We start from the raw sequence: 22732 nt of genomic DNA, 5'->3' as shown, positions 1-22732 counted from the left end.
TATCATTGTTATCATCTATTTAATGGAGGAAGATTTCATGGAACAAAAATTGTTGCTTACACCTGGTCCTACACCCATCCCCCCCGAGGTTTCAAGCCGTATGGCCGAAGGCATGATCGGCCACCGTTCAAACGACTTCAATAAGCTGATGGAAAATATCCAGCCCGGATTGAAAGCGATACTCGGCACAAAAAACCCTGTTGCCATCCTTTCTTCAAGCGGTACAAGTGCACTTGAAACTGCGATGGTGAACCTCGTCAGGCCGGACGAATCCATTGTCATCATAGTGAGTGGTTCATTCGGCGACCGCTTCAGGAATATTGCAAAAACATATCCTTTCGAGGTCCATGTGTACGATGTCGAATGGGGCCAAGCGGCAGATCCAGGAAGATTCAAAGAATTTCTGGACACAAAAGAAAATGTCAAAGCAGTATTTTCACAGTCATGTGAAACCTCGACAGCGGTAATCCATCCGCTCAATGAACTCGGTGAAGCCGTTAAATCCTACAGCAGCGAAACGCTGTTCATCGTCGACGGGGTAAGCATCGTCGGAGGTATGACATTCGACATGGAGCAGGATAATATCGATTGTCTTGTAACAGGCAGCCAGAAAGCACTGATGCTTCCGCCGGGACTCGCATTTGTTGCGATGAATGATACAGCGAGGCAGAAGGCGTCGGACAACGACCTGCCACGTTTCTATCTCGATATCAACCGGTATTTCAAAGCCCTGGAGGAGCACTCCACACCATTCACACCTGCAGTCTCCCTGATCCAGGGGCTTGAGAAGGTGCTGGAAACTTATCGAGAGGAAGGCATCGAAAATGTATTTGAACGCCACAGAAATATGCGGGATATGCTCCGGGCCGGGCTCAGGGCACTGGACCTCACTATGCTGGTGGCCGATGAACATGCCTCGCCGACCGTCACTGCTTTCCAATCGAGTGAAGATGAGCTGAAAGTGATCAAGAATAAGCTTAAAAGTGAGCATCAGATCACGATCGCAGGTGGGCAGAAGGATCTCAAAGGCAAAATACTCCGCATCGGGCACATGGGTTATATGTTCCCCCACGATATGATCAGGGTGCTCACCGCAATCGAAGCGATACTCACTGATTACAGAAATGAAAATTACTATGGCAGAGCAGTCGCTGCCGCACAGGAGGCGTATTATGGAGAACTATAGAATACTCGTGCTCGACCCTGTAAGCGAAGACGGCATCAAGGAACTCCTCGACCATCCCAATTATGATGTGGATGTAAACACCGGGCTCAGTGAAGAGGAGATTCTGGAAACGGTCCACGAATACCATGCACTGATCGTCAGGAGCCAGACGACCGTAACTGAAGAAATCATCCGATATGCGAGACAGCTCAAAGTCATCGCACGTGCCGGTGTCGGTGTGGACAACATCGATATCGATGCTGCAACGAAGCATGGTGTCATAGTCATAAATGCACCTGACGGCAATACGATCAGTGCGACTGAACATACGATGGCCATGATGCTGTCACTCACACGGGACATCCCCGCTGCACACAAAGAACTTTCAGAAGGTACATGGAACAGAAAAGGGCACAAGGGAACGGAAATGTACGGCAAGACGCTCGGCATCATCGGCGTCGGGAAAATCGGATTGGGTGTGGCCAAACGTGCGCAGAGTTTCGGTATGAGAATCATCGCCTTCGACCCTTATCTGTCGGACGATAAAGCACAGGAAGCAGAAATCGAAAAGATGGAAGTCGATGAAATTGCCGCCCGGGCGGATTTCCTCACCGTCCACACTCCTCTCACCCCCCAGACAAAAGGGATTGTGGGTGAAGACTTCTTCGGCAAGACGAAACCGGGCTTGAAAATCGTCAATGTTGCCCGCGGGGGGATTATCGACGAAGATGCACTGCTCAAAGCACTGGACGGGGGCAGGGCGGACGGAGCTGCCCTTGATGTCTTCGAGGAGGAGCCTCCCACAGACATGAAACTGCTGAATCATCCAAACGTGGTGGTCACGCCACACCTCGGCGCCTCCACAGTGGAAGCACAGGAGAAAGTCGCCATCAGTGTTTCCCGGGAAATAATCGATATCCTTGAAAACAACACAATTGTCCATGCCGTCAACGCTCCGCGCATCAGCGAGAATATCAATAAAGAACTCAAGCCGTATATCAACATTTCAAGCCACATGGGGGAAGTCGGCATCCAGCTGATGAACCGTCCCCCTTCCGAAATCAAGCTTAAATACCACGGGGAGCTTGCAATCGATGATACGAGCATGCTGACACGCTCATTCGTCTCCAGCATGCTCAAACCCCACCTCGGGGAGAACGTCAATATCATCAACGCACTCTACCTGCTCCAGGAACAGGATGTCGTCTATAAAGTTGAAAAGAAGGGAAAGGCCCACGGATACAGCAACTATCTGGAGGCTGAACTGATCAATGATGAAGAGACACTTGTCCTCGGCGCAAGTGTGCTTAACGGCTACGGCGAACGCATAGTCAAGATCAATGAGTTCCAGGTGGATATCAAACCGACGAAACACCTCCTGTTCATAGACCATCAGGACCGACCGGGTATCATCGGGGAGATGGGCATCACACTCGGCACCCACAGAGTCAACATTGCGAGCATGCAGCTCGGCAGGCACGACGAAGGGGGAAATGCACTCCTTTCCCTCTCACTTGACCAGGCCGTGAACGATGAAGCAATGGAGGAACTGAGCAAAATCAAAGGTTTTAACGGCCTGAAGCAGGTCGACCTTTCGTAAACAGCAAAAAACCATCACAATCATTTGTGATGGTTTTTTAATATGATTTCTTCGGTTTCCAAAACGGACTCTACCATGTCTGTCACCCCAAGGGCTTCGAAGTCCGGTATGATTTCCCGGCCGGTCAGTCCCGTCAGAGTAGCGATGAAATCCGCACCGACTGCATCAGCGCAGTAGAAGTCAGCAATGGAATCGCCGATGATGAAAATTTTTTCTCCTGATACGTTACGTTTATTGACCGCGTCTTCAAAATGCGTTTCATCATGGCCGTAAAGACTCCACAGATAACTGTAGGGATGCGGTTTTGCAAGGGAGACATCAACACCTTCCACTCCTTCGGCTGCAAGGACCTCCGATGCCGTGGAGACTCTGTTGTTCCTGAAAACATCCATGAAACTCTGCTGATGGAAAGGAATCAGTGTTTCCTGTCTCGGCCTGCCGGTGGCCACTCCGATCTCCACACCTGATTCAATGAGCCGTTTCAGCATGGCTTTGATTTCCCCGGGGGGGCGGATCCATTCCTCATCATTGATGAAACCTTTCTTTCCTTCCTCTTCAGCCTCCATACCGGTCGACGTTTTGACATCAGTGCTCCCAAGGTACCATTCCTGGTACTTGTATTGCCCGGTCGTCCATACCGGGCCGTGCATATCGAATATTCCAGGATCTGAAAGTCCGATTCTGCGACGGGCATATTCAATCAGTTCCGTATAGATCGTATCTTTCGTATAGTCCCCTTCTTTCAGGAAATCCACAACATGGCTGTAATCCACATCCACATCAGCCAGCATCTCGCCGACTGTGTAGATATCGGAAATGTCCACATTATCCACGTTGATACCGGAATGCCTGATCAGATTTATATAGAGGACGGAAAAGGTAACAAACAGCATATCCCAATTGGAATTGAGCCCCATTTTCTTGAACCTTTCAAGCACTTCGTCATTGCTGAAAACAGATGCCCGTATGTCGTCTATCTCCTCATCTGTATAATCAATCTTGAACTTTTCCTTCTTCAAATTTAAGTATCTGGGGCTGTACAGCATTTCGTGCACTGCGAGGGCAGACACATCAAAGCATCTTTCCTCACTGAGAAACACCCCGTCAACATCGAATAGTACCACAGTCACAGCCGATTTCCTCCTGTTCGCAGTTGTTTTGGGTTAAATACCAGTGTCTCACACCAGCCCCCGTATGTCGACTGAACTTTTACATAATTCAATATATTCACCTGCATACCAGAATGGCAGCCCATGTCATATTGTTAAGGGTCTGTTAAAAAATTTTTAAAATTTCATCAAAAGCCATATTATTGCAAATGTAAGAATTTAACCCGGGTTAAATTATTTATTTTAATGCATTTTATTATATTCCGTCCTATAATGAAAACCGTAACATCGCATGTAAATTTCAAGTAAAATCAATTAAATTAACGTAAAGGCGCCAAGGTGCCTAATTGGGGGAATATTTATGGAACTCAGTCCGATGGAGGTCATCTTCCTATTTTTAGGCGGGCTAGGTATTTTTCTTTATGGACTTAAAATGATGGGTGACGGACTCCAGGCAGCTGCCGGCGACCGCCTCAGAGAAATCCTGAACCGGATGACTTCCAATCCATTGCTGGGGGTTCTTGCAGGAATCATTGTTACTATACTGATACAGAGCAGTTCAGGTACGACTGCCATTACCATCGGGCTTGTCTCCGCCGGTTTTATGACCCTCAGACAATCCATTGGAGTCATAATGGGAGCCAACATCGGCACTACTGTCACGGCTTTCATCATCGGTCTTGATATCGGTGCCTATTCACTCCCTATTCTTGCCCTTGGGGCATTCATGATTTTCTTCCTGGGCAGCAGACCGCAGGCAAATAATCTCGGAAGGGTCCTGTTCGGTTTTGGTGCTCTCTTCTATGGACTTGAGTTGATGGGCGACGGGGTAAAACCTCTCGCAGACCTGGAATCATTCTCAAATCTGATGCTGGATGTTTCCCATAACCCTCTGCTCGGCATTGCTGTAGGAACTGTACTTACAGTCATCGTTCAGAGTTCAAGTGCAACCATTGCAATACTGCAGGGCTTCTATGCAAATAACCTTGTAGAGCTCGATGCTGCGTTGCCAATCCTCCTGGGGGATAACATCGGCACTACTGTCACAGCTATACTTGCAGCACTTGTCGGATCCATCGCAGCCAAGCGGGCTGCTGCTGTACATGTGGTCTTCAACGTGATTGGCGCCACAATATTCTTGATCGGCCTTCCCCTGTTCACAAGACTTATCACTTACCTGCAGGGAGCATTCGAACTGAATCCTGAGATGACGATTGCCTTCGGCCACGGATTCTTCAACATCACGAATACTCTGATACACCTTCCTTTCGTCTTCGCGCTCGCCTGGATTGTAACCAAGCTTATTCCAGGCAAGGATTTTTCAGAGGAATTCCAGCCGAACCAGCTTGATCCACTGCTGTTGAAACGCTCTCCGGGCATTGCATTGCAGGGTGCCCAGGCCGAAGTTAAAAACCTTGGAAACCTGACGCTCAGTATTCTCGATGATTCCCAGAGCTTCAGCAAATCAGGAGACAGCAAGAAATATAAAGAGATCAAAGAAAAAATCAATGTCGTGGATACACTGCAGGACAGCATCAAGAAATATCTCATCGATGCCTCGAAATATGACATCAGTGATGAAGATATTGAAAGACAGGCGACATTGCTTGAAATCACACGCATACTGTACAAGGTAAGCATACAGATCAATGAGTACACCGAATCCTACAACAAGAAATTCAGAGAAAAGATCGAGATTTCCGACGAAGCAAAAGAAGGCCTCCAGAACCTTTACGAACATGTATACAAATCATTCAAGAAGGCCATCGATACACTCGACATCTACAGTCCGCAGGAACTGGAGGAAGTCATCAGACTCAGCCAGAAATCCTATAAGATTGAGAACAAGCTCAGAAAACAGCACGTCAAACGCCTGAACAAGGGAACATGCTCCACGGACGGCGGTCTGCTGTATGTAGACCTCATCAGCAACCTCGAGCGGATCGGTTATAATGCCCGTAACATTTCCGAAACCAACCTTGATGAAGACTACGACGAACTTTCCGAAGACACTGTAATCTATGAATAAAGATGAAATCCCGATGCGTCTGCATCGGGATTTTCCTATTGCCTCACTGAACACGACTGCATATTCGAAATTCTGGCAGCTGTCGGGATGCTCCAGGCACCGTCGCCCGGAATGACAGGCCTGTAATTTTCCATAACACACCTCTCTTTTATACCCCATTGCCCACGGATGGTTATTTCATTCATCAACACAGCATTGTACATTTTCCCCTGTAATATTAGAATAAAGGAAAAGGGGGAGTTTTATGGATATCCAGGAAAAACTGGGTCATTTTAAAGATGAGATGGGCAAAGTGATTATCGGCAAGGAGAAAGTGATTGAACTCATCTTCGTGAGCCTGCTTCAGAAAGGTCATATCCTTTTTGAAAGCGTTCCCGGAACAGGAAAGACCATGCTGTCAAAATCTGTCGCACGGGCGATAGGAGGAACCTTTACAAGGATCCAGTTTACGCCGGACATACTGCCTTCTGATATAACCGGCCTCAATATATACAACCCCAAAACTCAGGAGTTTGAACTTCGCAAAGGGCCGGTTGATACCGATATACTTCTTGCAGATGAAATCAACAGGGCGACGCCGAGAACCCAGTCAGCCCTGCTTGAGGTGATGGAGGAGAAACAGGTGACGATAGACGGAGTGCGCATCCCGGTGGATGAACCATTCATCGTCCTTGCCACACAGAATCCGATAGAGTCCAGGCAGGGCACATTCGATCTGCCCGAAGCCCAGATGGACCGTTTTCTGATGAAAATAGACCTCGGATATCCTTCGAGGGAGGAAGAGAAATTGATGCTCGATACCCATGGTGCCCAAAATGCACTGGATGGTGTCCGGCCTGTATTTTCCAAAGATGAAATCATTGAACTTCAGAGCCGGTTGTCATCAGTTGAAGTCAATGATGCGGTACAGGAGTATGCACTCGATATCATACATAGTTCCAGGAACCATGAACATGTCGACACCGGTGTATCGCCACGCGGTACCATCGCCCTGTTGCAGGCCGCCAAAGGGATTGCACTTATCAGAGGCAGGCATTATGTAACGCCCGACGATATCAAATATATTGCTCCTTTTGTCATCAGCCACCGCCTTGTGCTGAATATCGAGGGCATGGCACTGACAGAGGCAGATGCTGTAGCCTTTGACATCATCAATTCTGCAGAAGTTCCTGTCGAATACGGGGTTTTGCGCGATGAAGTTTAAATCTGTCTTCAGCGACTCAAAGACGATGAACTTTTTCACAGGGGCTGTAATCATTTTGTTCACCCTGAACATTTTCTATGGAATCCAGTTAAACAGGCTGATTGCCGTTTCCCTTGGCCTGTTCATATCGTCCGCTGTGCTGAACTATCTGTATGAAAGGAATGTGGCCAAAAAGCTCAGATTCGAAATCATCGATAAAGAGACCCGGATGTTTAAAAACCAGAATGATCTCCTTCGCATAAGAATCTCGCAGGACGGGATGATGCCGATTCTGGCCGGCAGGCTCACGATCTCCGCCGGGGACGACATCCGTTTTCAGGATGATATCTCAACCGGTGTAAGACAGCATACCATCACAGCCGTCACCTTCACTGTAATGCCGAAAAGCCGGACACTTATCACAATCCCTTTCAGCGGATATTCAAGAGGGGTGAGCAAAATCGTCAGATCGGAGTTGAAAATCCCCAGAATTTTCGGGTTCGGCTCAATAGACCTTGAACAGTACGGTAAAACCGACCATGAAATCATCATCTATCCAGACCGTCATGCCCTCCACAACAGGGAAATGGAGAACCGTATGATGCCCGGGGGATTCACAGAAAGGAATGCGCTGTTCTCCGATCCTCTGATGACAAATGGTACACGTGGCTATATCCCGGAAGACAGTATGCGCGACATCCACTGGAAGGCATCTGCAAAGACCGGTGAACTGCAGACCAGACTGTATGACAAGATGACACGGGTGTCCTGGCTCATACTTATCAACCTCCGTTCTGAAAATTCATATGCGCCACCCGGAAACATCGAGACCATATTTGAAAAGGTTGCCTTTGTCACCGGCAAAGCGGCTGAAGCGGGCATACCATACAAGATCATTACGAACATGGTGATGCTGAACAGCCGTTCCTTTTTCAGTCTTGAGAAAAGTACTGGCAGTCTGCACTACAGACGCACACTGGAGACACTCGCACGCACGGATACCGTCACATATACACTCCATTTCGAACGGCTGCTCAGGCATGTACAGATGCATGAAGAAATACCGACCCATGTCATTTTTACCGGCGTGGCTGATGACCCGATCTCACAAAGTCTCTCTGTCCTTGAAGCAAAAGGTGCCCATGTATTCCAGCTGGATGATTACGGCATAATCCCCTTTGAATCCACAAAAACCGGGGAGGCGAGAAGATGAGCAGGTTCAAATATACACTACTGTTCGCCCATACATACCTCACTGACATGTTCCTGCTGCTGTTCATTGTGTTGATAATCAATGTCCATAACGGCAAAGAGACGTTGATCATGCCGTTCATCTTCATTGTCCTCGCCGTGATGACAGCGAGCTTCCTGATCGTGAGGCACTGCAGGCTGAACAGGATCTATTACATGCTGCCATTTGTCATCATCATCGCTCTCCTGTCCGGCTTCCACTGGCTGGCAGCACTGCTGCTTGCCTATCTGCCGCTACTGAGGCTTGAATATCTGCATGATGATGTCGAGACCACATTCTCCAACATAACGCTCATCGTTACTTTTCTGCTGCTTATCGGTACAAATATTTTGACGACAGAGGAGACAGTCGCCCATGCCCTGCATTTTCACATGATATTTCTCAGCCTTGTCCTATTCTTTTTCATTGGCAGGATATTCATCCTCCTGGTTGGCAATGCCTGGCCGATGGGGAAGAATTCTTATATATTCATCACACTTTCAGGGCTCTTCATTCTCCTTGGCATTTCTTTGGGACTGGTCTATCACTATATTGTATTTATCGCAAAATATATTGTCTTACTGCTGCTGAATGGCTTCATATTCCTGCTCCGGCCTTTTTTTCATATATTGGAAAATGTCGAATTTGAACGTCCCGCACTGGAGAAAGGAACGATTCCCGATTCAGACGGCGAGGATGAGACCAGACCGGAATTCGACCAGGATCCCGCTGTGGCACAGCTTCCTGTCGACACGATAATGGCTGTACTGTTCATCATTGCAGTCATTACAGGACTGTACATCTATTATAAAAGGAGAAATCCGCCTCAGACTGACAAGAGAGAAATAGAACAGACAATTTCCACTTCACCCCCCACTGCCCCACAGAAAAAAAGGCTGGTAAGAGCCGACGTTCCGGAGGACCGGGTCAGAAAAGTCTATTTTGAGTTTGAAAAATGGCTGGCGGGAAAAAATATGGGTCGTTACCAAAACGAGACAATCCCGGAATGGATCACCCGACTGGGATTGACTGACATCATTGATAAGCAGAGGCTCACAACTTATATCGAGACGCGCTACAGTGATACGAAAACAGCCGACAGAGACTACCATATATATAAGGAGAATATAAAGATGATGAAAAAAGAGATTAATGAATATCTTAAAGAAAAGCAAAAAAACTTGCGGGAATGATTCCCGCAAGTTTTTCTAATATTGGTTCAGATACTGGTTAAGCTCCCACTCGGAAACCTGGGAGCGGTACATGTCCCACTCCACACTCTTATTGCTGTTGAACTGCCTGTATATATGGGCGCCGAGAGCATCCTGTATGACTTCATCTTCCCTTAGCGCCTTGAGCGCAGTATAAAGGGTGGACGGCAGGTCCTCCACACCTACCGCTTCACGTTCTTCGCGTGTCATTTCGTAGATGTTTTCATTGACCGGTGAAGGGAGACCAATTTTATGTTTGATTCCTTCCAGGCCTGCTTTCAAGATGACTGCAAGTGCCATATAAGGGTTTGCAGAAGGATCCACAGATCTGACTTCGGCACGTGTGGAAAGTCCCCTTGATGTTGGAATCCTGAGCAGCGGTGAACGGTTTTTGCCGCTCCAGGCGATATAACTCGGTGCTTCATAGCCTGGCACCAGACGCTTGTAGGAGTTCACAAGCGGATTGCAGACGGCGGTGAAACCTCGTGCATGCTTCAGGATACCCGCCATGAAATATCTCATATCCTGGCTCAGGCCGATGGCATCATCCTCATCATAGAAGGCATTTTCTTTGCCTTTGAACAGGGAGACGTTGAAATGCATCCCATTGCCGTTGATGCCGTACAATGGTTTTGGCATGAATGTCGCATGCAAATTATGCTTCCTTGCCACAGTTTTGACGACAAGCTTGAATGTCTGGATATTATCACACGCCGAAATCGCATCTTCATACTTGAAGTCAATTTCGTGCTGTCCCTGGGCGACTTCGTGGTGGGATGCTTCGATTTCAAATCCCATATCCTCAAGTTCCAGCACTATGTCCCTGCGGCAGTTTTCCCCAAGGTCTGTAGGCGCAAGATCGAAATAGCCGCCCTGGTCGTTCAGTTCTGTTGTCGGGTTGCCGTTTTCATCAAGCTTGAAAAGGAAAAATTCCGGTTCAGGCCCGAGATTAAAAGCGGAATATCCCATGTCCTCCATCTCTTTGAGGACCCGTTTCAGATTGGATCTTGGATCGCCGTCAAATGGTTTTCCATCAACGTCATAGATATCGCAGATCAGCCTGGCTACTTTGGCGTTGCCGGCACTCCAGGGAAAAATTGTCCACGTGCTCAAATCAGGTACCAGATACATGTCGGACTCTTCAATACGCACGAAGCCTTCGATTGAAGAACCATCGAACATCATTTCCCCGTCCAATGCTTTATCGATCTGACTGATCGGTACCTCAACATTCTTGATCGTTCCCAGAATATCCGAGAACTGGAGTCTCAAATATCTGACGTTTTCCTCTTCGGCAATACGCTTGATGTCTTCTCTCGTAAATTTTTTCATAGCTCACGCTCCCGTTAATTATTGAAAAATCTCGATAGATCACCGCGGTTTAAAAGCGGCCTTTGATGCTCTCTGTGCTTCAGGACTTCCGGTGTGTCATATGTTTGAGAGTCATTGAGAATCTCCCCGATCCTTTTCATGGTGAACCCCTTCTCCATGTAATTTCTGATGTTCAGCAGCACATCCAGATCATTCATTGAAAAGAGACGGTGGTTACCCTCACTGCGTTCGGGCACGATGAGGGACAGTGATTCATAATACCTGATCTGTCTCGCTGATAAACCGGTCAATTTCATGGCAGAGGACATGGGGAAAACAGGAGTACTCCTTCTCAATTGATCATTATCCAAAACGATCACCTCAAATCATGTAAAAATATTAGCACAGCTTTTCCTGATTTCCTAATCGATGTCAGAAAATCTGACATGTTTTAATTCTATACTTTTTTACACTTCATTCAAATGAAAAAAGAGAAGGATAAGCTACCCTTCTCTTCCTGCGGTCATCCAAAGATGCTTACCGCAAACACTATTAAAATGATGACCGGCAGCACAAACCTGAGCATGAAGAGCCAGAATCTGAAGAATCCGAACATGCTGCTGTTCTCATCCACATTCAGCTGCCCCATCGTCACACGGCGGTCGATGATATAACCGACGAATATTGTCGAGATGAAAGCCCCTGTCGGGAGCATAACGTTCGATACCAGGAAGTCAACATTGTCGAATATGGATCGGCCGAAAATGATGACATCACTCAGCACACCGTAGGACAATGCTGAAGGAATCCCGGCCAGGAAGACAAGCAGTCCGAATATATACGCCATTTTTCTGCGTCTGTTCTCATTGCCCTTTATCGTGTTTGCAACGTTTATTTCAATCATCGAAATGGATGAAGTAAATGTAGCAAACAGGAATGCACCAAGGAACAATATATAGAAGAGCATCCCGAACGGAATTGCACCAAATACCTGCGGGAGAACGATGAATACAAGACCCGGCCCTTCTGCGGCTTCCATATCCAGCGAAGCGATGGCCGGGAATATTGCCAGACCCGCCATGATTGAAATCGCAACGTTCATGATGACGATTGAAAATGCAGATTGTGTGAGATTCTGCTCTTTCCCGAGATATGATGCATATGTAATCATCGTTGTGGCACCGATACTGAGTGCAAAGAACGACTGCCCCAATGCATACAGAAGGCCTTCTGAACTTATCATTGAGAAATCGGGTGTGAGGAAGAATTGTATCCCTTCCACCGCTCCCGGCAGTGTGACAGAACGGATGATGACAATCAGGAACAGAGCGAACAGGAGCGGCATCATCACTTTAGATGCACGTTCCAGGCCTTTCTGCACTCCCTGCGCCACAATGAAGGCGGTCAGGAATATGAATGCACCCTGCGCCAGCAGTGCGTACAGAGGATTGGCTATGATCATTTCAAATGCAGAGCCGTAGTTGTCTATCTGCAGGAGATTCATCATTTCCCCGATTGCGACAATAATATAGATGAGAATCCATCCGCCGATGACGCTGTAAAATGACAAAAGCAGAAAAACTGCAATATTCCCCAGCCAGCCGAACACTCTGTATGCTTTCTTATTTCCGAGATATTCAAATCCTTCTATCGGGTTCCTCTGGCCCGCGCGTCCGATGACGAATTCAGAGAGCAGCAGCGGCATGCCGACAAACAAAGTAAGAATCAGGAATACAAGAAGAAAAGCCCCGCCGCCATGTTCCGCTGTCATGTAAGGAAAGCGCCACAACGCTCCAAGGCCGATCGCAGAACCTGCCGCAGCAAGTACAAATCCCAGTTTACTCCCCCATTGTGATCTTTCCATAATATTTCCCCTTTTATATTGAGACTTTTTAGTATTTTAGCACAATAACCGCCTGTTTGAATACTTCAAACAGGCCATTCAGGCGTTATGACAGGAAAAGCAGTGCTTCCCTCCACCTCTTCAACCATCAGTTCGGATTATCCTCAAGGTCCGCCACCGGCTTTTCATAATACTGTCTGTCTTTGTTCGCATTGAAATGATCCGCCTTTTCAAGTTTCACATCCACAGTATAGTCCGGCATTTCTGCGAAGTTTTCATATATCCCTTTAGGTACCAGATAATTCCCCTCGGGGAACTGTATCCCGATGTTCCCAGGTTTGATGTCCGCCAGCCTTGCAAACCCCTGGAATACTCCGTTTACGTTATAGATGACAACCGGTTCGCCTTCCTGGATCCCCTGTGATCTGGCATCCTCTTCGCTGATCAGGGCATCGTACCGGCCCATCTCGTTGAATGCATCATGGTCGCCGTACACCATGGAATTAAATTGTTTACCGCGTCTCATAAGCAGCTTGAACTCGCCGGCTTTCCTATTGTTGTCCGGGATATCGATGCTGATCAGATTCGCCCGTCCATCAGGTGTCGGACAGACCCCGCCCTCACAAAGCCATGCCCCGCCGTATTGGTACACATCACCGGAATTTTTCAGATACTGAACACCGTCATACTGCGGATTGGCTTTCGCAATCTCCTCGCGGATCTCCTGCCCGGAGTTGAAGCCGACCAGATGCGCCTCATCGGGTTTCACCCGCCTGGCAAGGTCGACGTAGATCTGCCATTCACTCCGCGCCTCTTTGATGCGGTTGCGGTTCCCTTCAATCTCAGGCGAGAAATAGATCATCCGTTCAGTTGAAGTCGACAATCCCCCCCCATCCTGCTCGTAACGCGTCTTGGCAGGGAGCACGATGACCGTCTCTTTGGCATCCAGCAGCGTGGAAGTATTCAGGATGATATCCTGATGGACACGGATTTCCAGATTGGCCAGTGCTTCTGCCACAAAATCCGGGTCCGGCATCGTCTCCAGGAAATTTCCCCCGGACATATAATAAAGTTTCAGCTTCCGCTCGTTATCATCCGGAAGCATGGCATTTTCGATGGTGATGCCGACGGAGTCGCCAGGCCATTGAGGCAGTTTGAAATTCCAGACATCTTCAATCCTTTCACGGTTGGCCTCATCATAATCACCACCCGGGAGCACAAACGGATCGGCACCCATTTCACCTGACCCCTGGACACTTGAATGTCCTCTGAGCGGCATCAGACCGTTGTACTTCCGGCCGAGCCATCCACGGAGGAGAGAGAGGTTACAGACCTGTGAAATATTATCGGTGGCATGCTTATGCATAGTCAGGCCGAGCGCCCACACCATCACCCCATTTTCAGAGCGGGCCATAAGCCCGGCAAGCTCACCTATGCGTTCGCGGCTGATGCCTGAAGACTGCTCAATTTCCTCCCAGGACTGGCGGCTGACAGTCTCCTTCAGTTCTTCATAGTTATTCACGTGATTATGTACGAATTCATGGTTGATGGCGGAACCTTCCGCTTCCGCTTCCATTCCAAACCAGTGTTTCATGATTCCGTGCATCATTGCGATGTCTCCGCCGATGTTCACTTCATAGAAGTCATCTGCAATCCTGGTGCCGAACAATGCGGACTCTGTTACCGACGGGACCCAGTATTTCTCCATGGAAGGCTCTTTGTACGGATTAATCACGATGATTTTGGTTCCGCGTTTCTTGGCTTCCATCATATATTTGGTGGAAACCGGACTCGAGTTTGCAGCGACACTGCCCCAGAACACAAGGACATCCGTGCCCATCCAGTCCTGATAGTTGCAGGTGGAGGCGCCTACCCCCACGGAACGTTTCATCGCTGTTTTACTCGGAGAATGACAGATTCTTGAAGCATTGTCGATATTATTTGTGCCCAGGAATCTCGATACTTTTGCTGCCGTATAATAGGATTCATTCGTGATTCCACGGCTCGTAAGGTAAAATGCATACTGTTTCGGATCAAGTTTCCTCATCTTTTCTGCAATTTTATCCATCGCTTCATCCCATGAAATGCGGATGAATTTACGGTCTCCTTTGCGCCGCATCATCGGATAAGGAACACGCCCCAATTCCCTGAGTTCCCTGCTCGAGAGTTTGCGCAGCTCATCGATATCCTGGTGCAGGATTTCCGGTCTGATTGGCGGGGCCGTGTTCAACCTGAGCACATTGAAGCGGGTCGTGCACATATGCGGACCTTTGAGGGTCTGGTCCTGGAGCCCCCCCACACCGAGTGCACAACCATCGCATACACCCTTGGTAATGATATTCTTCGCATAGTTCAGGTTGTCTTTGTTATCCCATGCGATTTTGGCTGTATCCCTTATATGGCGGGGTTTCACTTTGGTCAGACCGAAAGGTACAGGACTTGCCCAGAGGGCAGGGTCCCATTTTTTCGTCTTGCTCATCGGTCCCGGGTGCAGCGTTTTTCCCATATTTACACTTCCTTATTGATATTATATAACTATTGTACCTCAAAGCCCGGCTTTATCAACTCACTCTGATCTGAATTCTCCGCTTCTAACCTCCTTGTATCTTTTCTGATCATTATGGAGATTGCCAGTGCGGCGACGAACAATGCTCCAAATATATACAGCGTCAGCGTGTAGTTCCGGGTAGCTTCATATACTGTTGAGGATATAAATGGTCCGGCAAGTCCGGCTGCAGCCCACGCCGTCAATATATACCCGTGGATTGCACCCAGTTGTTTCGTCCCGAAAATGTCTCCGATATACGCAGGAATTGCTGAGAATCCACCGCCATAACATGAGATGATGATAAAGAGCATCGCCTGGAACAAGAGTGCATGGCCTGCAGACGGCAGAAGCAGGAACAGGACAATCTGGATGATGAAGAACAGCGAGTATAGATTGGGCCTGCCGATGTAATCGGAAATCGATGCCCACACCAGGCGCCCGCCGCCATTGAATACGCCCATTATGCCCACCATTACAGCCGCAGCGCCTGCAGAAAGTCCGGCAATTTCCTGTGCCATTGGACTCGCTACTGCAAGTATCGCTATGCCGCACGTCACATTCAAAAACAGCATTATCCACAGGAAATAAAAGCGCCGTGTCCTGACTGCTTCATTCGCCGTCAACTGTACCACATCTTTTTTGGCTGTCATTTTCTTATCCAGGTCCACACCGGGTGGCGTGTAGCCTTCGGGCGGACGTTCCAGGTAGTGGCTTGACGCAAACATCACTGCAAAATAGATGGCGGCAAGAATATAGAAAGTTCCGGAAATGCTGACATTCACAATTAACCATTCCATTGCCGGGCTGGCGATCATAGCGGCGAATCCAAATCCCATGATGGCAAGTCCGGTGGCCATGCCGCGCCTGTCAGGAAACCATTTGACGAGTGTTGAGACCGGTGTTATATAGCCGATTCCAAGCCCGATCCCGCCAAGCACCCCATAGCCGGCGTACATTAGTGCAAGGCTCTCCAGCTGTACCCCCACCCCTGAAAGCGCCATCCCCGAAGCGAAGAACAATGTTGAAACAAGACCTGACACCCTTGGTCCCCTGGCTTCCACAAAATGCCCCATGAAAGCTGCAGAGAGGCCAAGGAATAAAATCGCAAGACTGAACGTGAAGGAGACATTGCTCAGACTCCATCCCATCTCACTCTGCAACGGTACTGTAAATACACTCCAGGCATATACGGAACCTATCGAAATATGTATCCCCACTCCTGCCAATGCAATAAGCCAGCGATTTTTCTTTGTTTTCAAATCATTTCCCCCGTTTTAATTTATTGACGTAACAAACACTGAATCATGCTATAATATATGCGCGGTCATATGCTGAAGTTCGGTTAATGAATATTATATTGAACAAATAAAGCGCTTTCAATATATAATCTGCAAAAAAGGAGGTCGTTATTTTGGACATCACTTCAGAAAGGAAAATCGTCAGATATGACAACGGGGCATTCGAGGAGACGAACGATGCAATTGCTGAAGAATTCCCTATGACGATCTATATAAATAATATCGAGTTCGCTACACTTGTCTGTTCTCCCGACCATTTGGAGGAACTCATCATGGGCTTTTTGGCATCTGAAGGCGCCATCCGAAAATACAGTGACATCAAGTCGATGAACCTGGATGACCACGGGGGATTCTGTCATATAGAACTGAGCAGCCATGTCCCGACCGATCATTTTACGTATTCCAGGAGAATACTCGGATCCTGCTGCGGGAAGAGCCGGCAGTTCTATTTCCAGAGCGATGTCGATACCGCCAAAGTATCGATGTCAAAAACAACCGTAACGCCGGAGCAATGCACTGCACTGATGAAGGAAATGCAGGACACCAGCACCATTTTCAAGAAGACCGGAGGCATACACAATGCAAGCCTTGGTACCGCCCGGGAGATGATTGTGCACCGCGGAGATATCGGCAGGCATAACGCACTGGACAAACTGTACGGCTACTGCATTGAAAACAGGATACCCGTCTCTGACAAGATACTCGTATTCAGCGGGCGCATCTCTTCAGAGGTGCTGACAAAAGCAGCCAAAATCGGTGTGGGCATCGTCCTCAGCAAATCGGCACCTACAGACCTTGCCATCAGGCTTGCAGAAGACCTGAACATTACGGCAGTCGGCTTCATACGGGGCAGTTCATTCAATATTTACAGTCATCCGTGGCGCGTTGTCCCAACCGGTGACAGCATATAGAAAAGCACTCCGTCTGGAGTGCTTTTTACTCTTTTGTATAATAATCCTTGTGGAATTCACCCGCTGACAATCCGCGTGCATTATAGTGACTCTCCATGATATTTCCGATTTTGACCGCCCAGTGTATATCCGTGGCGTACAGGTGCTCCCCCGGATTTTCAGGATTCCACCGCATCGTGTAAAGTGTATCCTGCCCGTTCGACACATAATTTTCACTTATGAAACGGGCACCTCCCATGATAGCCTTCTCAGGGGTTGACCAGTCAGATTCAGCTGCATAACCGGAGCCTTCCGACACAGCTTTTTTATCAAATGCACCTATGCCGAAGAAATTGTAATAAGTGGTATCCCCCACTTCGATCCCTCCTGCAAGGGAGGACCTGCCATTCCCGGTTTCTATCTGCGCATGGCTGATCAGATACAGGGCATTCAGGCCATATTGTTCCTGTGCAGCGTGGAAGGTCTCTCCCAGTCCTTCGAGGATTCCCTTGCCCTCAAGGGATTCATTCAGCTGTTCAGGTGTCAGATCCGCTGTTTCATCCAGTTTCAGGAACTGGAAATCGGTGCTGCTCCGTCCGATATCCATTGCATTTCTGATATCCTCCTCATCTGCTTCGACTGCACCGTCACCCTCAAGCTTCACATCCTGAGTACTGCTCTCCAGCTGAGCATCCACCGCCGATTCAAAGCTATGGATATATTTTTCCTCCCTGTCCATAAGAGTCGTCTCAGAAATCAGGAAGGCGACGAAGAACACCACCATCACACCCAACAATATAAGGATCGGAATATCCTGCTTCGTTTTTTGTTTCATTTTTCATTTTCCCTTATTTTAAGTTCACTCATTACACCATTCTAGCCCATAACCCTAAAAAAAGTAAGCACCCTGTTCAGATGCTTACCGTTTCCGAATATGTCTGTTTTACAAGTGTGTCTATCATTATGCTCAGACGTTCTCTAATCTGCTCATTTTCGAGGATAAGCCCCTCGTCCGTTTTCACAAAATCCGAGTCGCACGTCGAAGCCTGGGTGGGTATCACCATTGCATGGACGCCTCTCATCACCATTCTCAGCTGCGTAAGTGGATCGGAATTCCTCATGCCGCCGCTGTTGCAGAAGAGGCCGACCGGTTTCATTTCAAATTCATTTATCGAAAGATGATCCAGAGCATTCTTTAAAATGCCCGAATAGGAAGTATGATAATTCGGTGTTCCAATCATCATTGCGTCCGCTTCATATGCAAGACGCTTCAGTTCCCCGACATCCACTGTTTTCCCCTGGCCGAGAACCGGGATGTCCCAGCCGCATAGATCGACCAAGGTCACTTTATGTTCAGGCTGTTCAACCAGGGATTCTATAAGACGGGCAACCGCATTGGTGTGGGAGCCGGGAAAGGCGCTCCCGGATATGACAAGCAGGTTCATTGAAAGTCTCCTTTTCATAGGTTGCTGATTAAATCAATCGTATCATCCCGCAGTTGGCTTTAAAACCATCTAAAGTCGTAATAAAAAAGCTGAGCCCCCGGCCCAGCTGATCAGTTGTTCAATTTATCACTTAACGTCTTGAGTTTTTCAACTGTTTCTTTATCCAACTCTTCATGATCTATTTCTTTATCGATGATTGATTGAGCGTCATCTATGGAAATATCCACCGCACGACTGATCTGATATGCTGTCAGTTTTTCAGTCAGCAATTCTAAATTCAAACCTGTATCCATAATTTCACCTTCCCCCAATCAATTCTCCTGAAGCAAGTTCAATTATACCACATGATGAATTATTGACAATGAAAACGAAAACAAGGGACTGCTACCCAGATCAGAAACCACATGTCCCCCTTTCGAAAAGCGGGACTTTACTGGCCGAACAATGCCTGTTCCAGCATTTTGGCCCTGTCTCTTACCTCCTGATCCAAATCATCGATTTTCAGTTTTTCTTCCAACAGATCGCTTGCCGTCTCAATGCATATCCCCAGTGCCTCACTGATCTGATACGCCGTCAGCCTGCCCTCTGTAATCCTGGATTCCGTCTCCATCACATCACCCGCTTCACATACATAATTCAGTTATATGGAGAAACGGAAAATTTGCAATGTTTTTTCACTAAACCTGTCTTATACCCCGGCATTGAAGGTTTTTCTGCCCTCTGACGGGAACGGTGACTTGCAACACATGCAAACCAAAGGTATTTTACAACATTAAAAGCAGAAGAAATGGGTACCAGTTTACTGTGAGGAGTGGTAAATGATGTATGAATCAATCTATGCCAGACAAAAGCAATTCTATCAATCAGGAAAATCAAAGGATGTAAAGTTCAGGATAGATGCCCTGAAACAGCTGAAGCGCGGAATTAAATACTATGAGAATGAACTGGCCGAAGCTATGCTTGCTGATTTCAACAAACAGAAACCCGACACATACATGACTGAAATTGGCATCGTCTACACTGAAATCAACCACGCAGTAAAGCACCTGGAAGACTGGGCTGGAACAACGAAAGTGAAGACTCCCATCACCCACATCGGCTCAACATCGGCTATATATAAAGAACCCTACGGGGTGACCCTGATCATCGCACCATGGAACTATCCGTTCAATCTGACAATTTCACCTCTGATTGGTGCCATCAGTGCAGGAAATACTGCCGTTCTGAAACCTTCCGAACACACGCCCATGGTCGCAGAAGTCATCACCAGGATCATGGAACGCATCTTTCCTTCCGAATATATATATGCTGCCGAAGGCGGCATAGAAACCAACCAGGCATTGCTCAAACTGCCTTTTGACTATATATTCTACACAGGCAGCACCCATGTTGGTAAGATTGTAATGAAAAATGCTGCAGAAAACCTCATTCCCGTCACGCTTGAACTCGGTGGAAAATCGCCGGCGATCGTCACTGCGAATGCGGATTTGAAACTTGCGGCCAAGCGGATTGCCTGGGCAAAATTTTCCAATGCCGGCCAGACCTGTGTGGCACCGGACTTCGTGTATGCCGAAGAATCCATAAAAAATGCACTGCTGGAGCACTTGAAGTACTATACTCACAGATTCTACAATGAGGATTTCCGGCACGGCAGATATATGAGCATAGTGAACGGCAGTCATTTCGACAGGATCAAACGGCTGATTCAAGGGGATATCGTATACGGTGGCCGCACAGATGCCGTAAACCGTAGAATCGAACCCGCGATAATTGACAATGTGGAATTCGACCATCCGTCAATGCAGGAAGAGATTTTCGGTCCTGTACTGCCTGTCCTTTCCTACGGCAGTCTGGATAAAGCAGTGCTGGATCTGCGTGACATGCAGGATCCGCTTGCATTATACATTTTCAGCGAAAATGAATCTGAAATCGAAACCGTCATCAAGGATGTACCGTTCGGCGGCGGTGCAGTGAATGATGCCATGTTCCACCTGGCCACACCATACCTGCCGTTCGGCGGACGCGGTAACAGCGGGATGGGAAAATATCACGGCAAATATTCGTTCGACACATTCACCCATGATAAAAGCATACTGAAGCAGACCACACGGTTTGATATACCCTTCAGATATCCTGATGCAAAAATCTTCAGGAAGCTCATTCGGTTGATGATGAGATAGAAGAATCCTCCAACAAGAAGTTGGAGGATTCTTTCGTTACTGATTGATCGGTGTCCCGCCTGTAATACCATACACCTGCCCTGTCGTGAAACTCGCACTGTCCAACGCGAACAGCATATGACTCCTCGCCGCAGTCGGGCACCGGATGCATTTTATTCTGCACACCCGGATATGGCTGTTCCTGCTTTTCAAACTTGCCATCGTAATGCTTATATAAAGGGTTACTCATTTCAGCCATTCAAGTATCCCTCCTATATGATACAGAGTACTCTACTATTGCGCGCTTTCCCCCTGTCCAAACATATTTCTTTTCTCAATGGTAAAGAGCCGCATGAAAAATCCGGCAGCTGCACATGTCAGGCCGAGTGAAATGCCAATCCAGAAACCATACACCCCAAGTGCTGTGTATGCCGCCAGGAGATATCCTGCGGTGAGGCCGACGGGCCAATATGAGACGACCGCAATAACGGACGGGATGATGACATCCTTATATCCTCGGAGCACACCGTGGAACAGGGCCTGAAGAGCATCCGACACCTGGTAGATGATGGCGAATAGAAACAGCGGTGAAGCAATGGCCACCACTGCCGGATCATCAGTGTAGAAATATGAAATCTGCTCCCTGAAGATGTACAGCAGCAGGGAAGAGGCAGAAATCAAGGCGAGGCTTGTTGCGAGCCCCATCATTTTATAACGCCTGGCATCATGGAACCTGCCCCCTCCTGCACTGAAACCGATCACGATGGTCATTGCCATCGATATACTCAGCGGCAGCATGAAAAGCATTGTCGTGAAGTTGAGGACAATCTGGTTCGCGGCAATGATATCAGTTGTGAACATGATGCCGATGAGAAGTGTCATCAGTGAAAAAATGCTCGTTTCCACAAATAGAAGCACACCGATCGGGATGCCGATCTTCAGATGGTGGATCATCACTTCCGGTGATGGCACTGCCATCCTCCTGAACAGTTTAAATGCCGCAAGCATTTCAACTTTGAAAGTCATGAATACGGCGATGAAAAAAATGAGCCAGTATGTGATGGCTGTCGCATATCCCGCTCCGATACCACCGAGTTCCGGGAACCCGAAGTTCCCGAAAATCAATGAATAATTGAAGAAGACATTGAGCGGAAGAGACATGGAAATAACGTATAGCGATACTCTTGTAAGCCCCTGCGCATCAATGAAATTCCGCAGCACACTGAACAGGAATAACGGTATTATACCGGTGGACAGTCCAATGAGATAATGATAGGAGATATCATGTACGTCCGCAGCAAGATCCATCATCCTGAGCAGGTCATCAAGGAAGAACAATCCCGAGAGCAGTACGATCACTGCAATGGCCACTGCAATATACATCGCCTGCGTTACAGTATTGTGCACCTTCTCTTTCTCATCCGCCCCCATCAGATTTGCAACGATTGCTGTCACCGCAAGCAGTATGCCGTTGATGCCTGTGGAAACCGGCGCCCAGAAACTGGACCCTATGGCAACTCCTGCAAGGTCTTCGACACTTGCACGGCCGGACATCATCGTATCGATCATATTCATGGAATAAAGGAGTATCTGGGTGATGAGTATGGGCCATAGTATACGCATAAGAATGGCGTACATTTCCCTTTTTGAATCTGTATGATACATTTTTCTGCTCCGTTCCGGTATTTTTCACTAATAGATCCATTACCG

20 protein-coding genes are annotated in these 22732 nt (G+C 47.8%); 8 read left to right on the top strand and 12 right to left on the bottom strand.

Annotation, left to right across the window (positions count from 1 at the left end; all coding sequences use genetic code 11):
• Positions 1–37 precede the first annotated feature (37 nt).
• Positions 38–1186, top strand: a complete 1149-nt coding sequence (locus C792_RS0101225) for a pyridoxal-phosphate-dependent aminotransferase family protein (RefSeq protein ID WP_026090172.1) — start codon at positions 38–40, stop codon at positions 1184–1186.
• Positions 1173–2765 carry a phosphoglycerate dehydrogenase gene (gene serA, locus C792_RS0101220; protein WP_017547620.1) on the top strand — a complete coding sequence of 531 codons (1593 nt, stop codon included), beginning with the start codon at positions 1173–1175 and terminating at the stop codon, positions 2763–2765. Before C792_RS0101225 ends, serA begins: the two co-directional genes overlap by 14 nt.
• 20 nt (positions 2766–2785) lie before the next feature.
• Here the strand turns inward: serA and C792_RS0101215 are convergent, their stop codons facing one another.
• Positions 2786–3895 (bottom strand): HAD family hydrolase, encoded by a 1110-nt coding sequence (locus tag C792_RS0101215; protein ID WP_017547619.1) that lies wholly within the window; start codon positions 3893–3895, stop codon positions 2786–2788.
• 340 nt (positions 3896–4235) lie between these two features.
• Here C792_RS0101215 and C792_RS0101210 point away from each other — a divergent pair, with 340 nt between their 5' ends.
• The 4 genes from C792_RS0101210 (at position 4236) to C792_RS0101195 (ending at position 9510) form a co-directional block, all read left to right on the top strand.
• Positions 4236–5903: a Na/Pi cotransporter family protein gene (locus tag C792_RS0101210; RefSeq protein WP_017547618.1), complete on the top strand. Its 1668-nt coding sequence runs from the start codon at positions 4236–4238 to the stop codon at positions 5901–5903.
• A gap of 244 nt (positions 5904–6147) precedes the next feature.
• Positions 6148–7107 (top strand): AAA family ATPase, encoded by a 960-nt coding sequence (locus tag C792_RS0101205; RefSeq protein ID WP_017547617.1) that lies wholly within the window; start codon positions 6148–6150, stop codon positions 7105–7107.
• Entirely contained in the window at positions 7097–8299 is a 1203-nt protein-coding gene (locus C792_RS0101200) for a DUF58 domain-containing protein (protein ID WP_017547616.1), read from the top strand. Before C792_RS0101205 ends, C792_RS0101200 begins: the two co-directional genes overlap by 11 nt.
• The gene (locus C792_RS0101195) at positions 8296–9510 is read left to right on the top strand and encodes a hypothetical protein (protein ID WP_017547615.1); all 1215 of its coding nucleotides are present in this window, start codon (positions 8296–8298) and stop codon (positions 9508–9510) included. The genes C792_RS0101200 and C792_RS0101195 overlap by 4 nt, the downstream gene beginning before the upstream one ends.
• 15 nt (positions 9511–9525) lie before the next feature.
• Here the strand turns inward: C792_RS0101195 and glnA are convergent, their stop codons facing one another.
• The 5 genes from glnA to C792_RS0101170 all read right to left on the bottom strand — a co-directional run bounded on the left by glnA (position 9526) and on the right by C792_RS0101170 (position 16489).
• Complete coding sequence (glnA, locus tag C792_RS0101190) at positions 9526–10860, bottom strand: type I glutamate--ammonia ligase (protein ID WP_017547614.1); 1335 nt, start codon at positions 10858–10860, stop codon at positions 9526–9528.
• Positions 10861–10874: 14 nt separating this feature from the next.
• Positions 10875–11210 carry a MerR family transcriptional regulator gene (locus tag C792_RS0101185; RefSeq protein ID WP_026090171.1) on the bottom strand — a complete coding sequence of 112 codons (336 nt, stop codon included), beginning with the start codon at positions 11208–11210 and terminating at the stop codon, positions 10875–10877.
• A 152-nt stretch (positions 11211–11362) separates the two neighbouring features.
• Complete coding sequence (locus C792_RS0101180; protein ID WP_017547612.1) at positions 11363–12703, bottom strand: sodium-dependent transporter; 1341 nt, start codon at positions 12701–12703, stop codon at positions 11363–11365.
• 127 nt (positions 12704–12830) lie between these two features.
• The gene (locus tag C792_RS0101175; RefSeq protein WP_017547611.1) at positions 12831–15188 is read right to left on the bottom strand and encodes an FdhF/YdeP family oxidoreductase; all 2358 of its coding nucleotides are present in this window, start codon (positions 15186–15188) and stop codon (positions 12831–12833) included.
• A 29-nt stretch (positions 15189–15217) separates the two neighbouring features.
• The gene (locus C792_RS0101170; protein ID WP_017547610.1) at positions 15218–16489 is read right to left on the bottom strand and encodes an L-lactate MFS transporter; all 1272 of its coding nucleotides are present in this window, start codon (positions 16487–16489) and stop codon (positions 15218–15220) included.
• 152 nt (positions 16490–16641) lie between these two features.
• Between C792_RS0101170 and fdhD the strand changes: the two genes are divergently transcribed.
• Positions 16642–17439 (top strand): formate dehydrogenase accessory sulfurtransferase FdhD, encoded by a 798-nt coding sequence (gene fdhD, locus C792_RS0101165; RefSeq protein WP_017547609.1) that lies wholly within the window; start codon positions 16642–16644, stop codon positions 17437–17439.
• 25 nt (positions 17440–17464) lie between these two features.
• On the opposite strand, the gene C792_RS0101160 is transcribed toward fdhD, so the two are convergent.
• The 4 genes from C792_RS0101160 to C792_RS0101145 all read right to left on the bottom strand — a co-directional run bounded on the left by C792_RS0101160 (position 17465) and on the right by C792_RS0101145 (position 19473).
• Positions 17465–18253 carry an N-acetylglucosaminidase gene (locus tag C792_RS0101160; RefSeq protein ID WP_017547608.1) on the bottom strand — a complete coding sequence of 263 codons (789 nt, stop codon included), beginning with the start codon at positions 18251–18253 and terminating at the stop codon, positions 17465–17467.
• 76 nt (positions 18254–18329) lie between these two features.
• Positions 18330–18863 carry an NADPH-dependent FMN reductase gene (locus tag C792_RS0101155; protein WP_017547607.1) on the bottom strand — a complete coding sequence of 178 codons (534 nt, stop codon included), beginning with the start codon at positions 18861–18863 and terminating at the stop codon, positions 18330–18332.
• Between the two features lie 110 nt (positions 18864–18973).
• Positions 18974–19156: a hypothetical protein gene (locus C792_RS0101150; RefSeq protein WP_040608666.1), complete on the bottom strand. Its 183-nt coding sequence runs from the start codon at positions 19154–19156 to the stop codon at positions 18974–18976.
• Positions 19157–19293: 137 nt separating this feature from the next.
• Positions 19294–19473 carry a hypothetical protein gene (locus C792_RS0101145; protein ID WP_017547605.1) on the bottom strand — a complete coding sequence of 60 codons (180 nt, stop codon included), beginning with the start codon at positions 19471–19473 and terminating at the stop codon, positions 19294–19296.
• A 211-nt stretch (positions 19474–19684) separates the two neighbouring features.
• On the opposite strand from C792_RS0101145, the gene C792_RS0101140 reads away from it, so the two are divergent.
• Positions 19685–21043, top strand: a complete 1359-nt coding sequence (locus tag C792_RS0101140; protein WP_017547604.1) for an aldehyde dehydrogenase — start codon at positions 19685–19687, stop codon at positions 21041–21043.
• Here the strand turns inward: C792_RS0101140 and C792_RS15140 are convergent.
• Together C792_RS15140 and C792_RS0101130 are read right to left on the bottom strand one after the other, a co-directional pair.
• Positions 21021–21281, bottom strand: coding sequence for a hypothetical protein (locus tag C792_RS15140; RefSeq protein WP_017547603.1), 261 nt, complete (start codon positions 21279–21281; stop codon positions 21021–21023). The genes C792_RS0101140 and C792_RS15140 overlap by 23 nt on opposite strands.
• A gap of 35 nt (positions 21282–21316) precedes the next feature.
• On the bottom strand, positions 21317–22687 hold the full coding sequence (locus C792_RS0101130) for an MATE family efflux transporter (RefSeq protein WP_017547602.1): 1371 nt from the start codon (positions 22685–22687) through the stop codon (positions 21317–21319).
• Positions 22688–22732 lie beyond the last annotated feature (45 nt).

This window comes from Salinicoccus carnicancri Crm (genome assembly GCF_000330705.1).
GTDB classification, from domain to species: domain Bacteria; phylum Bacillota; class Bacilli; order Staphylococcales; family Salinicoccaceae; genus Salinicoccus; species Salinicoccus carnicancri.
Note: the sequence above shows the minus strand (reverse complement) of the source record. Positions and strands in the feature narration are given on the sequence as shown.

Excerpts from the sequence above, each read along its gene's own strand:
- C792_RS0101225 (WP_026090172.1), top strand. The coding sequence starts at position 38 with ATGGAACAAAAATTGTTGCTTACACCTGGTCCTACACCCATCCCCCCC.
- serA (WP_017547620.1), top strand. The coding sequence starts at position 1,173 with ATGGAGAACTATAGAATACTCGTGCTCGACCCTGTAAGCGAAGACGGC.
- C792_RS0101210 (WP_017547618.1), top strand. The coding sequence starts at position 4,236 with ATGGAACTCAGTCCGATGGAGGTCATCTTCCTATTTTTAGGCGGGCTA.
- C792_RS0101205 (WP_017547617.1), top strand. The coding sequence starts at position 6,148 with ATGGATATCCAGGAAAAACTGGGTCATTTTAAAGATGAGATGGGCAAA.
- C792_RS0101200 (WP_017547616.1), top strand. The coding sequence starts at position 7,097 with ATGAAGTTTAAATCTGTCTTCAGCGACTCAAAGACGATGAACTTTTTC.
- C792_RS0101195 (WP_017547615.1), top strand. The coding sequence starts at position 8,296 with ATGAGCAGGTTCAAATATACACTACTGTTCGCCCATACATACCTCACT.
- glnA (WP_017547614.1), bottom strand. The coding sequence starts at position 10,860 with ATGAAAAAATTTACGAGAGAAGACATCAAGCGTATTGCCGAAGAGGAA.
- C792_RS0101180 (WP_017547612.1), bottom strand. The coding sequence starts at position 12,703 with ATGGAAAGATCACAATGGGGGAGTAAACTGGGATTTGTACTTGCTGCG.
- C792_RS0101175 (WP_017547611.1), bottom strand. The coding sequence starts at position 15,188 with ATGGGAAAAACGCTGCACCCGGGACCGATGAGCAAGACGAAAAAATGG.
- C792_RS0101160 (WP_017547608.1), bottom strand. The coding sequence starts at position 18,253 with ATGAAACAAAAAACGAAGCAGGATATTCCGATCCTTATATTGTTGGGT.
- C792_RS0101155 (WP_017547607.1), bottom strand. The coding sequence starts at position 18,863 with ATGAACCTGCTTGTCATATCCGGGAGCGCCTTTCCCGGCTCCCACACC.
- C792_RS0101150 (WP_040608666.1), bottom strand. The coding sequence starts at position 19,156 with ATGGATACAGGTTTGAATTTAGAATTGCTGACTGAAAAACTGACAGCA.
- C792_RS0101145 (WP_017547605.1), bottom strand. The coding sequence starts at position 19,473 with ATGGAGACGGAATCCAGGATTACAGAGGGCAGGCTGACGGCGTATCAG.
- C792_RS0101140 (WP_017547604.1), top strand. The coding sequence starts at position 19,685 with ATGTATGAATCAATCTATGCCAGACAAAAGCAATTCTATCAATCAGGA.
- C792_RS15140 (WP_017547603.1), bottom strand. The coding sequence starts at position 21,281 with ATGGCTGAAATGAGTAACCCTTTATATAAGCATTACGATGGCAAGTTT.
- C792_RS0101130 (WP_017547602.1), bottom strand. The coding sequence starts at position 22,687 with ATGTATCATACAGATTCAAAAAGGGAAATGTACGCCATTCTTATGCGT.